The 11,778-nt window shown below is 42.6% G+C and carries 10 protein-coding genes; 2 read left to right on the top strand and 8 right to left on the bottom strand.

The window, feature by feature from the left end:
- Window positions 1-10: 10 nt before the first annotated feature.
- From pfkA to ACZ42E_RS01580, 5 genes are all read right to left on the bottom strand, one after another.
- Window positions 11-970: a 6-phosphofructokinase gene (pfkA, locus tag ACZ42E_RS01600; protein WP_464892718.1), complete on the bottom strand. Its 960-nt coding sequence runs from the start codon at window positions 968-970 to the stop codon at window positions 11-13.
- Window positions 971-990: 20 nt separating this feature from the next.
- Window positions 991-1,242, bottom strand: coding sequence for a trp RNA-binding attenuation protein MtrB (gene mtrB, locus ACZ42E_RS01595; protein ID WP_464892717.1), 252 nt, complete (start codon window positions 1,240-1,242; stop codon window positions 991-993).
- A 23-nt stretch (window positions 1,243-1,265) separates the two neighbouring features.
- On the bottom strand, window positions 1,266-4,661 hold the full coding sequence (locus ACZ42E_RS01590; RefSeq protein WP_464892716.1) for a DNA polymerase III subunit alpha: 3,396 nt from the start codon (window positions 4,659-4,661) through the stop codon (window positions 1,266-1,268).
- Window positions 4,662-4,740: 79 nt separating this feature from the next.
- Complete coding sequence (locus tag ACZ42E_RS01585) at window positions 4,741-5,004, bottom strand: small, acid-soluble spore protein, alpha/beta type (protein ID WP_464892715.1); 264 nt, start codon at window positions 5,002-5,004, stop codon at window positions 4,741-4,743.
- An 11-nt stretch (window positions 5,005-5,015) separates the two neighbouring features.
- The gene (locus tag ACZ42E_RS01580) at window positions 5,016-5,315 is read right to left on the bottom strand and encodes a carboxymuconolactone decarboxylase family protein (protein WP_464892714.1); all 300 of its coding nucleotides are present in this window, start codon (window positions 5,313-5,315) and stop codon (window positions 5,016-5,018) included.
- 114 nt (window positions 5,316-5,429) lie between these two features.
- Here ACZ42E_RS01580 and ACZ42E_RS01575 point away from each other — a divergent pair, with 114 nt between their 5' ends.
- Window positions 5,430-6,593 carry a hypothetical protein gene (locus tag ACZ42E_RS01575; RefSeq protein WP_464892713.1) on the top strand — a complete coding sequence of 388 codons (1,164 nt, stop codon included), beginning with the start codon at window positions 5,430-5,432 and terminating at the stop codon, window positions 6,591-6,593.
- A gap of 33 nt (window positions 6,594-6,626) precedes the next feature.
- Here ACZ42E_RS01575 and ACZ42E_RS01570 read toward each other — a convergent pair whose 3' ends face one another.
- The 3 genes from ACZ42E_RS01570 to ACZ42E_RS01560 form a co-directional block, all read right to left on the bottom strand.
- On the bottom strand, window positions 6,627-8,393 hold the full coding sequence (locus ACZ42E_RS01570; protein WP_464892712.1) for a hypothetical protein: 1,767 nt from the start codon (window positions 8,391-8,393) through the stop codon (window positions 6,627-6,629).
- Between the two features lie 45 nt (window positions 8,394-8,438).
- Window positions 8,439-9,242, bottom strand: coding sequence for a sulfite exporter TauE/SafE family protein (locus tag ACZ42E_RS01565; RefSeq protein WP_464892711.1), 804 nt, complete (start codon window positions 9,240-9,242; stop codon window positions 8,439-8,441).
- Between the two features lie 116 nt (window positions 9,243-9,358).
- On the bottom strand, window positions 9,359-10,960 hold the full coding sequence (locus ACZ42E_RS01560; protein ID WP_464892710.1) for an aldehyde dehydrogenase family protein: 1,602 nt from the start codon (window positions 10,958-10,960) through the stop codon (window positions 9,359-9,361).
- A gap of 351 nt (window positions 10,961-11,311) precedes the next feature.
- Here ACZ42E_RS01560 and ACZ42E_RS01555 point away from each other — a divergent pair, with 351 nt between their 5' ends.
- Window positions 11,312-11,758 carry an NADH-quinone oxidoreductase subunit NuoE family protein gene (locus ACZ42E_RS01555; protein WP_464892709.1) on the top strand — a complete coding sequence of 149 codons (447 nt, stop codon included), beginning with the start codon at window positions 11,312-11,314 and terminating at the stop codon, window positions 11,756-11,758.
- Window positions 11,759-11,778 lie beyond the last annotated feature (20 nt).

Raw genomic sequence — 11,778 nt, 5'->3', positions numbered from 1 at the left:
TCACCTCTTTTTAAATAGATAATATATCTGCTATCTTCGCATATTCCAAATCTGCCTTCTTAATCCCCCCTGCCACTTCTGCCAGAGGCACTTCATACAATTCTCCATCCCCTCTGGCCCCTACCATCACATCCCTTTTCCCTTCTCTTATTAAATCTACCGCTTTTTTACCCATAAGAGAAGCTAATATCCTGTCCCCGGCGGTGGGAATGCCTCCCCTTTGAATATGTCCCAGAATGGTAACCCTTACTTCTTTACCTGTCCTTGCTGCCAGCTCTTTTTGCAGCTTTTCCAGGGGGTAAACCCCTTCCACGGCCACCACTATACTGTGCAGTTTTCCTCTTTTCGCCCCTTTATTTATCTTCCAGGCTATCTTTTCTATATCTATCTCTACCTCAGGGATAACCAGCGCTTCCGCCCCTCCGGCCAATCCTGCCGCTACTGCCAGTTCTCCGCATTCTCTTCCCATAACTTCAATTATAAAAATTCTCCCATGGCTGCTAGCAGTATCCCTTATCCGGTTTATCGCCTCCAAAACTGTATTTACCGCTGTATCAAAACCAATAGACCTGGTATAAGGAACATCATTATCGATAGTAGCTGGTATGCCTACAACATTTATCCCGGTTGCGGAAAAAACATGGCCTCCCTGCAAACTCCCATTCCCACCAACAACCACCAGGTCTTCAATCCCCAATCCCTTAAGGTTTTCATAAGCCTTTTTTCGTCCTTCATCAGTCATGAACCTGGAAGAACGCGAAGTCTGCAGGATGGTTCCTCCCCGATGGATTATATCCGCAACTGATCCAGCTTCCATTTTCACCAGCTGCCCATCAATTAACCCCTCATAACCTTTTTTTACCCCATATACCTCCATGCCATAATATAAGGCAGTCCTTACCACCGCACGGATAGCGGCATTCATGCCGGAAGCATCTCCACCGCTGGTCAAAACAGCTATTCTTTTCATTTAACAGGCCTCCTTAAAAATCATCCGCTCTTACTCCCGCTCTGCGCGCTTTCACTGGTTATAACTCCATGTTTGGTATAGATTTCGGCATGTCCGCGTATCTTCATGGCTGAAGTGTGTTCAGTAAACTGGAGAAGCATAACTTCCCCTTTGTCAAGCTTTTCTGTATGATGAAACTTGGTATCTTTTCCCCTGGTCAATCCAATAATGGTAACCCCATTCTCTAAAGCCTTCACTACTACATATTCTTCTCCCAGATAGTTTTGATTCATGCAAATCCCTCCTTAATCAATCTTCAAGCAAACCATACATTTCCCTTTCCACATATTCTCTCCAGTTCCTGCTTTAGTTCAAGGCTTGGCCTTACATTATAATCATCTTTTAATACCAGAGGCTTTCCCTGGCGGCGGTACAAAATCACCCTGATCCTTCCCCTGTTTTTGCTTAATAAAGTGGTGAGCTCCTTCTTCAGGCTGTTTTCGTCCTCCACTCCTTCCGGCAGCTTTATATGCAGTTCACTTATATCAGAAGATAATCTCTTTACCCGGTTAACCACCAGTTTGGGCTCCTCATCCTGGTTGTTGTAATATCCTTCAATAACCAAAGGATAGTCAGTCTTGATGCTGTTTATATTGCTGCGATAAGCAGAAGGGAACAAAAACGCTTCCATACGCCCGGTAAAGTCCTCTACATGAAACCTGGCATAACTTTCCCCTTTGCGGCTGGTCAGGCGCCGCAGGTCCACCACCATGCCGGCTACCTGTACATGGACTTCTTCATCTTTCAGCCTGAGCTCTTCCAGGTTATGAGTTGTAATAAGGGGCAAAATTTCCCGGTACTCTTCTAAAGGATTGCGGGAAACATAAAATCCCAGTGCCTCTTTTTCCCGGCGCAGGAACTCGTCAGCACTGAATTCTCCCACCTCAGGCAAAGCAGGCTCTTCCACCATGGCTTCCGCTGCTCCAAACAGGGAAAGCTGGTCACTTTGCTGGCTTTCCCTTATGCTGGCTGCCAGCTCCATATATTCTTCCATCACCATGAGGGCCTGCCTGCGGGTTATGCCCAGGGAATCAAAACAGCCAGCAGCAATAAGGTTTTCCAGCATTCTCTTGTTTATAACTCCCAAATCTACCCGCCTGCAGAAATCAAAAAACGAACGAAAAGGCTTTTCCTTGCGCACTTCCACAATATTTTTCACGGCCGCCAGCCCTACATTTTTTATCGCTCCCAGCCCAAACCTTATGCCTTCCTTTACCACAGTAAAGTTTTCAAAACTCTCATTTATATCCGGCGGCAGGATATTTATGCCCAGCCGGCGGCATTCCTTGATATAAAAAACCACCTTGTCCTGGTTATCTATCACACTCGACAGAAAAGCACACATGTATTCAGTCGGGTAATGAGCCTTAAGGTAGGCGGTCTGGTAAGAAATCATGGCATAAGCAGCTGAATGGCTTTTATTAAAACCGTACCCGGCAAAGCTTTCCATCAGATCAAATATATGTCCGGCTATCTCAGCATCTACTCCATTCCTGGCTGCTCCACTTACAAATTTATCCCTCTGGGCTTTAAGTTCTTCCGGCTTTTTCTTGCCCATCGCCCGTCGCAGCACATCAGCTTCTCCCAGAGTAAAACCGGCCAGTTCTTCCGCTACCCGCATTACCTGCTCCTGATATAGCATAACTCCGTAAGTTTCCTTTAAGATATTCTCCAGAGCAGGATGCAGATACTCTATTTCCTGTTTTCCATGCTTGCGGTTTATAAAATCTTCCACCATGCCGCTGCCCAGAGGTCCGGGTCGGTAAAGGGCAATAACCGCGATTATATCTTCAAAACAGCTGGGCTTAAGTTCAGAAAGTATGCGCCTTAAACCATCACTTTCCAGCTGAAATACACCTATAGTATCCCCGCGGGATAAAAGCTTATAAACCTCCGGGTCATCAAGTGGTATATTTTCTATATCAATCCTTGTCCCATGCACCTTTTCTATAATATTAATGGCCCGGTCGATAACGGTAAGGGTTCTAAGCCCCAGAATATCCATCTTGAGGAGTCCTATATCTTCAACAGTTTCTTTGGCAAACTGGGTAACCACATGTCCTTCCGGAGTCTTCTGCAGGGGGAGAATAGAAGTAAGCTTCTCCCTCCCTATCACTACCCCGGCAGCATGAATGGAAGCATGACGGGGCATCCCTTCCAGTGCCCTTGCAATATCAACTATACGCCGGGTAGTGTAATCACTGGCATAAGCATTCATAAGCTCAGGGGATATCTGAAGCGCCCGGTCGATAGTTACCCCCAGTTCGGCCGGGACCATTTTGGCTATCTTATCCACTTCACTGTAGGGTACATTTAATGCCCTTCCCACATCGCGTATGGCAGCTCTGGCTGCCATAGTCCCAAAAGTTATAATCTGGGCTACCTTATCGGCGCCATACTTGTTAATAATATAGTCAATAACCTTATCCCGTTTTTCAAAGCAAAAATCAATATCGATATCCGGCATGCTCACCCTTTCCGGATTCAGGAAGCGTTCAAAAAGCAGGTCATATTTTATGGGATCTATAGTAGTAATGCCTAAAACATAAGAAACCAGGCTTCCCGCTGCTGATCCCCTGCCCGGTCCTACCGGAATACGGTTAGCTTTAGCCCAGTTGACCAGGTCCTGCACAATTAAAAAGTAAGCTGCAAATCCCATGTCATTTATTATTTTTAGCTCGTAAAAAAGCCGCTCCTCCAGTTCCCGGGAAGGATGGGGAAATCTTTTTTTAAATTTCTTTAACACCAGTTCTGTCAAATAAGACTCTTCGGTATAACCTTCAGGAATGGAAAAATACGGGAGATGGAACTGCCCGAAGCTAAAATCCAGCCTGCACCTTTCTGCTATCAAACAGGTATTTTCCAGAGCCTGCGGGCAATCAGCAAACAGTTCCTGCATCTCCTCCTGTGACTTCAAATAAAATTCACTGCCGGGAAAACGCAAGCGGTTTTCGTCATCTACAGTTGAAGCAGTTTGGATGCACAAAAGGACATCATGTACCGAGGCATCTTTTTTGTCGATATAATGCACATCATTGGTAGCTACCAGCGGTATCCCCGTTTGCCCGCTTATCTTTTTTAACTGCTCACATACATATTTTTCTTTCCTTAAACCGTGATCCTGCAGTTCAAGGTAAAAATTGCCCCGTCCAAACAGTTCATCAAAAAAAAGCGCGGTTTTAGCTGCTTTATCATATTTTCCCTGTAAAAGGAGCTGGGGAATTTCTCCTGCTACACAGCCAGAAAGCGCAATAAGCCCCTCATGGTATTTTTCCAGAAGTTCGCGATCTACCCTGGGTTTGTAATAAAAACCTTCCAGATAAGCTCTGCTTACCAGTTCAATAAGATTTTTATACCCTTTTTCATTTTCACAAAGCAGGACCAGATGATACTGGTCATCATCTACCTTAACCTCCCGGTCAAAACGGCTGCGTAAAGCTACATAAACCTCACAGCCAATAAGAGGTTTTATCCCCTGTTTTTTAGCCTCCCGATAAAAATCAATAACACCGTAAAGCACTCCATGATCGGTAATGGCCAAAGCCGGCATCTCAAGCTCACAGGCTCTTTTTACCATTTCCTTGATGCGACAGGCTCCATCTAAAAGGCTGTATTCAGTATGATTATGTAAGTGTACAAAACCTGTCCTCATAACCTCTCCTACCCTGTAAGAAAAAAATATATATTATTTTATTATAACAAAAAAAGAGAGCCGTAAGCGGACTCTCTTTTTAATTGCCCCCTTTCTCATCCTTTTTTCCTCTCAGCCGCTTGCTCATAATGCCTCCTATCCTTCCACAGGCTGCATTGCTTAAAGAATCCCAGCCTTCCCTCTCTATCTGCTCCCACAATCCCAGTTCTTTGGCTATCTCTATCTTAAGCAAATCTTTTTCGCTTAAAACCTTTTCCTTTTTTTTATTTTTAATAATAACACCTCCGCTTAAAGTCTCTTTAATATATATATTCCCTTTAAGCAGAGGCTTTTTGCTTGCCAATTTAAGTAAAGCTATTCAAAAGCTGCTAAAGAAGTCTTTATGACTTCCATGCCGCTCACATAATAAGCCAGGCGGATTACTTCTTTAATCTCCTCTTCGGTAGCTCCCTTTTCCCTGGCTTTTTTGGCCAGTACCCTTACCCCTTCACTTGCCCCTTTACTTATATCCAGGGCTAGAACAATAAGATACCTGGTTTTTTCATCCAGAACGGAAGTAGCCATCGCCTTATCCAGGACTTCCTTAAGATAGCCATAAAATTCCCCGTCATATTCGCCAAACTTTTCTACAAACCATGGCAATCTATCCGGCATAAACGCTCATCTCCTTTCTCTTTTAAAAATACAAAAATTTTTAAATTTTAAAAAGGAATTTTAAGGAAAATATAGAAAATAGTTGTTATTATCTTATATTATTGAGGAGGATGCATGATGTTTTTTACTTTTTTAAATAAGGAAAACCCCTGTTATTTAGATTTTTCGATTTTCAAAAGCTACACTCCAGAAAAAGTATTATTTTACTATTACAATTCATCTATAAAAATACCAGTAGAATATTATCTACAATTGAGCAGGGAGGATGAATCTACCCCCGCCCAGAAAGAATGGCTCTCTTTCCTGGAAGACAACCTTAAAATAATCGAAGACATAGAAACATTTGTAGAAAATGAATACCTGGAAAGCATAGGACCCTACTATTACCCGCCTACCAATACCTGTTTCTATTTTACCAAAGGTAAACCGGAAGAAATTATTACCGCTTATGACTTAAGCATACTGGAAAATCTCAGACAAAGCCCTGATATGGATAAAGATATACACGACTACTACAAGGCGCGCAAAAACAGCAAAAAACCATATAAAACCAAAGAAGAGCTCCTGAAAGACATAAACATGTGCATATTAAGCCTTAAAGAAACGGAAACCTTGAACCGGCATATAAACTTCCTTAATAAATTGCTGGAAAACAGGTCGCAAATACTGGAACAGGAAGAAATAATGCCTTTTAAGCCTGATAATATACCCCCCAAACCCCAGAAACCGGAAAAATCTGGTCCTAATAAAGAAAACCTTATTTTCTTCAACTTCAGTAAAAAGGCCAAAGCCAAAAGTTCTGAAATCTATCACCAGGAACGCAAAATATATTTCATAAGGTACCGCGAATATGAAAAAGCCTGTGACCGCTATAAAGAAGTCCTGAAAGAATGGGAAAATGTAAGGAAGGATTTCATAGACAGGTGTCTTAGCGAAATCCGGGAAACTGAACTCAGGCTTAAACAGGCCCACCGCGCCTTAGATATTTACAACACCATCATCGAAAGATCCTATATCCACAGCGACTATCAGGAAGTAAAAACCCTGGAGTCTTTCCGGCACTACCTGGAAACCGGCCGGGCTGACAACCTGCAGGCCTGCATGAACATCTATGAAGAAGAAAAATACTGGCAGGAAATAAGGGATAGCCAGTACCGTATTGAAAACACCATATACTTTTTGCAAAGCCTGAACCTGGGAGAACATATAGAAGAAGAAATCCTTAAAAAACTGCGTCCCTTTGAAAACAAGACTGAAAATGAATTAAGCCAGGGATAAATATAGGCAGGATTTTATCCTGCCTTCCTTATTTTAAAACTGCATAAACTTCATCCTTACTATCCCTTCCAGTTCTTCAAAAGCAACTACTGCCACTGCCCGGTAAAGTATATCCCGCATATAATCCAGTTCCTCTTCATTTTCCAGGTACTGCGGCTCATTTTTCAGGGGATCTATGTATTTGTTCCTCAGCCTGATGGCTATTAACAAACAGCCGGTCAAAAAAGAAATATTTTCATTCTTTGTACTGCCGGCAATTAATCCCATAAACAGATACCAGGGGGTTAAAGATATATTATCGGGATTCATTTTTACATACGGATTATTGCAGAAAGCATAAAACAGCCGGGGGAAAACATCTTCCAGATAAATTTCCAGACCTTCCCTGTGGCTTCTTATGAGCTCTTTTATCTGCTCATAAATCCCGGCATAAGCTTCGTTTTTCACTTCTCTTTTGAGATCCCTTTTAATTCTAAGCCCTTCTTCCCCTATCCTTATACTTCCCAGCACCAGGTCTTCCAGTACCGCCACCAGCAAAAGCAGAGGATAGGCGCCATTATCCACCACCCCTGCCAGCCTCTTTTCCTTAAACAGCTGGTAAAAAAGCTCCGCTTCCAGCATATTTTTAAACCACACTGCCTGTTTGGGAGTATTTACCCGGTAAGAAATCCCAGGCACTTCCTGCTCTACAATCTGTTTTATGCCGGACATTAATCCTTCATCTACATCCGCCTTTATCTTATCTTTCAAAAGATACAATTCTTCCTTCATCTTCTGCCATCTCCGCTCTAAAAGGACATCATGCCAGGCCAAAGTAAGCATGATTTCTCCCGCTCTTTCCTTCAGCGCAGTTGATGCGGCATACAATTCATTTAATTTTTTTAAAACCAGGGCGCTTTCATTTTTGCCGCTTTCGATAAGCCGCAGCAAATTGTCATTTATCTCCTCCAGGATATTCATTATGCGCAAAGTAAGTTTCTGCATTTTTCCCACCAGATCGGCAGAATAATTGGCAAGGTCGCCTGCCATCTCTTCCCTGAACATTTTTATGCGGCTTTCCAGGGATTTCTGCAAAATGCCGGTAAACTGCTCTACCAGTTTGTAGACATCAAAATACTGGGTAATATCTTCATCTGCTGTCTGCCCCTTGACCTGCTCCATCAGCAGTTTATAAATGTATTCATAAAAAATCTCTTTCTCATTATTTAAAGCCTCTTTTAAGCTCCTGGACTTATTCGTGAGAAACCGGTCCAGATCATCAATATTCCTTACCGGCAAAACATCCAGTTCACCATTTATATTGGCAAGCAGCTCGATATTATCCCCCAGTTTATTTATCAGCTTATATCTTTCCTCATTCCCGGAGCGCACTATTTTCAAAACCGGCCTCATTTCATTTATATGTTTGGCCACTTCCCGGGAAAAATCTTCTCCCGCCTGCCAGAACCAGCGCAGATTTTCCTCAAAATCCTCATATATCTCATCCAGCAGGGGCTTTATAAATGCATTTACTTCCCGCTCAAAAACATCTTCACATAAAGGCTTTATCTCCTGCATAAGGCTCTGCACCTTGCCCTCTATCTCCCGGGAAACATACTGCACTTCTTCTGAATAGGCCAGCGCTTTTATAAATACAATTCCTATAAAAGCCAATCCCAGCCACACAAAAAACAGCGGATAAGAAAACATATCTGCCAGAGCCAGAAAAGCCAGTATATTTACCAGAACCAGCAGCCACAGGAGAATCCACAGACTGCTGCTGTGGTACATGCTTTTTCTAATCTTTGCCCAGAAATCCACGCAAATATCACCTCAAGATATATATCGCACAGCCAGCTAAAAAACTTAAGGAAATACTTTACCCTGAAAAAGCACGCCAACAAGGGGCGAAAGATAATCAACAGCCAAAAAAATAAATATTACCGCAAAGCAGGTCTTAAAAACTTCTGTTTTTACATGCCTGGAAACCTTTACTCCTATCTGGGCTCCCAGTACAGTACCTGTTCCCAGCAGAAGAGCCCCTTTTAAATCTACAAATCCATGCCAGAGCTTTATAAATCCTCCTGTAAAGGCAACAGGCAGCATGGCCAGCAGGGTAGTGGCAGCTGCTTTTTTGGGCTGCAGTCCCAGCATCCACATCATGGCCGGCACCATAATAAACCCCCCTCCCAGCCCCAGAAGGCCAGTAAGGCTGCCGGTAAAAAGCCCCAAAAAAATCAGGTAATAAAAAGGAATTTCTTTTTCTGTCCTGTTATCAGTTTCATCTCCGTTTTTAAAAGCCTGGTATGCTTCACAGGCCATCTTTACTGCCATGATAAGAAAAATAACGCCCAGAAGGCTTTCCAGTACGGCAACCTTTGAGGCCAGATACTGTTTGAAAACATAAGAACCGGCCAAAACTCCGGCTATTCCTCCCGCTGCCACATACAAACCGCTTTTTACATTTACATTGCCTTCCCGGTAATGTCCTAAAGCCCCGGAAACCGAAGTAAAAATAATGGCAAAAAGGGTAGTTCCTATCGCCATCGGAGTAGAAAGCCCCAAAAATATCTCGGAGGCAGGCAGTATGATTACCCCTCCGCCCAATCCTAAAACAGCCCCTATAATACCAGCTAAAATCCCCAGCAACAAAACTATTATCACATCCATGCCTTTCCATCCCTATCCAAAAAATATTTCCGGCACTATCAAGGCCGGAAAGATAAGTTTTTATATTAAGATTATAATAAAATCGGAGAGGAAAAGTTACAAAAATTTTAATCCCCTTATATACGCAGAAAGTTAGAAGTGTTCTCTTTAAGGCAGTCAAAAAACAGGCTCCGCCCTTTCTCATTCGCCACTACCAGAGAGCGGATAGAAAAAGCCCTTAAAGCATCATATACAGACAAAGTCCCTTCCGCTGAATCCTTGCGGCCGGTAAAGGGCAGTTCATCAGGCCCCCGCCGGCACTGGCTGTTAAGGTTCACCCTGGATACCTGATGTACGAGAATGTCAATAAGAGGTATCACATTTTCCGCCCGGCTGCCAAATATGCTGGCCTGCTGTCCATAATCAGAGGTAAAAAGGTAATCTTTTAACTGGTTTATATCCTTGAAAGGAGAAACTGGTATTACCGGGCCAAACTGCTCTACATGGTAAAGCTTCATCTCCCGGGTAACCGGGTAAAGTACAGTAGGATAATACAGCTGGGCAAAGCTTTTCCCACCCTGCTTATTTACTATCCTGGCCCCTTTTTGCACTGCATCTTCCACCAGTTCCCCCAGCCATTCTATTTTATTCCTTTCCGGCAGCGGAGTTACAGTAACTCCTTCTTCCCAGGGCATACCGCATTTCAGCTTATCTACTTCCCTGCATAAAAGATCTAAAAATTCCTCAGCTATTTCTTCCTCAACCCAGATATGCTTTAAAGCAGTACACCTCTGGCCGTTAAACTCTAAAGCCCCTTTTACACATTCTTTGGCTGCTTCAGGCAGAGCAGCGTCTTTAAGCACAAAAGCAGGATTTTTAGCCTCCAGCCCCAGTATAGTCCTGAGCCGGTTAGGATGAGGATGTTGATTTATGAGAAGCCTGGCTACCTGTGTTGAACCGATAAACCCTAAAACCGATATTTCTCCCGATTTTATTATAGGCCCAATAACTTCCTCCCCTTCTCCATTTATAAAATTTATAACCCCTTTGGGAAAACAGTCAGCAAATGCCGGCATAAAAAGGCATAAAGCCAGAGCTCCATAACGGGGGGGTTTTACTATAACCGAATTTCCCATAATGAGAGCAGGAATAAGCATGGCAAAAGTTTCATTCAGAGGATAATTAAAAGGTCCCATACATAAAACTATTCCCAGAGGAGTCCTCCTTATCTGGGCCATAAAGTTTTCAATACTTATTATTCTGCCGCTTTCTTTATCAAGCTCATAAAGGGTTTCCATAGTATCTTCAATATATTTTATAGTCCGGTCAAACTCATCAAGGCAGGCAGAATAAGGTTTGGCTATCTCCCACATCTCCAGCAGAGCAAAATCTTCTCTTAAATCCTTTATCCTGGCAACAAAATCCTCAAAACATTTTATACGTTCTTCTACCTTCATATAGGCCCATTCTCCCGTTCCCCCCTTATAAGCGTCGGCAGCTGCCTTAAGAGAAGTCAAAGCTTCCTTCTCAGTCAGCTGGGGATATTCTCCCACTTTCACCTGTTTTATATGGGAGCCTTCCTTTATCTTAATTGGGGAATACACTTCACTCCCCCTATCACCTTTTAAAATCTGGCCATTAACAAGATATCTGCGGCTTAAGGGATAATCTTTAACCTTAAAACTATCCGGTATATCTTTTATTTCTGGATAAAAAATTTCCCATCTCTGCAAGTTCATCCTTTGCCTCCCTTAATACAAAAAATTCATCATATTTATTTTTAACTGCCCTTTTTATTTCATGCGCCAAATTTGATTTGCTTTCATTGAAATCTGTTAAATCATGTAAATTATCCCCTTATTATGTAATCCCCCATGAGTCAAATAAACTGATAATTCATAAAAATTCAAATAAGGCAAATTTTAAAAACAATATAAAACAAAAATATTTATTCAAAACCTGAAGATTATGGTTTATAATTTTGTTATGAAGCAATAAACTTTTTTAATCTGCTTCATCGTATTATCTTATGCACAGCATGATGTGGCATCTTTTTAACCTGTAAAAATCCAACGAGGGGGGGAAAGTTGATGAAGGGCTACAAGGAAATTATAGCCAGCTATGCTAACGTTCCAGGGGGCATAATCGAAGCATATCACGCCATTCAGAAAGAATTCAGCTACCTGCCTGAAGAAGCAATTCTGGAAGCTGCCAAAGTATTTAACATGCCTGTATCCGAAGCCTACGGAGTTGCAACATTCTATTCCATGTTCTCAGTAAAGCCCAGAGGAAAAAATGTCATCCGGATATGTGAAAGTGCACCCTGTCACGTAGCAGGCGCAGCCGAAGTAGTAGCAGCACTGGAGAGGGAATTGGGCATCTGCATGGGAGAAAGCACTCAGGACGGTCTTTTTGCCCTTGAATTTACTGAGTGTGTTGGACAGTGTCAGGCTACTCCGGTAATCACTATCAACGGCAAGCCTTACCTTAATGTAAGTCCTGCCAAGATACCAGAAATCCTTGCTGAATACAAATAAAAACCTACCAAAATGACACG

This window comes from Thermosyntropha tengcongensis (assembly GCF_055381335.1).
This window is presented reverse-complemented; position numbering and strand designations above follow the sequence as displayed.

Coding starts and splice junctions, on each gene's coding strand:
- pfkA (WP_464892718.1), bottom strand. CDS start 970: ATGAAAAGAATAGCTGTTTTGACCAGCGGTGGAGATGCTTCCGGCATG.
- mtrB (WP_464892717.1), bottom strand. CDS start 1,242: ATGAATCAAAACTATCTGGGAGAAGAATATGTAGTAGTGAAGGCTTTA.
- ACZ42E_RS01590 (WP_464892716.1), bottom strand. CDS start 4,661: ATGAGGACAGGTTTTGTACACTTACATAATCATACTGAATACAGCCTT.
- ACZ42E_RS01580 (WP_464892714.1), bottom strand. CDS start 5,315: ATGCCGGATAGATTGCCATGGTTTGTAGAAAAGTTTGGCGAATATGAC.
- ACZ42E_RS01575 (WP_464892713.1), top strand. CDS start 5,430: ATGATGTTTTTTACTTTTTTAAATAAGGAAAACCCCTGTTATTTAGAT.
- ACZ42E_RS01565 (WP_464892711.1), bottom strand. CDS start 9,242: ATGGATGTGATAATAGTTTTGTTGCTGGGGATTTTAGCTGGTATTATA.
- ACZ42E_RS01560 (WP_464892710.1), bottom strand. CDS start 10,960: ATGAACTTGCAGAGATGGGAAATTTTTTATCCAGAAATAAAAGATATA.
- ACZ42E_RS01555 (WP_464892709.1), top strand. CDS start 11,312: ATGAAGGGCTACAAGGAAATTATAGCCAGCTATGCTAACGTTCCAGGG.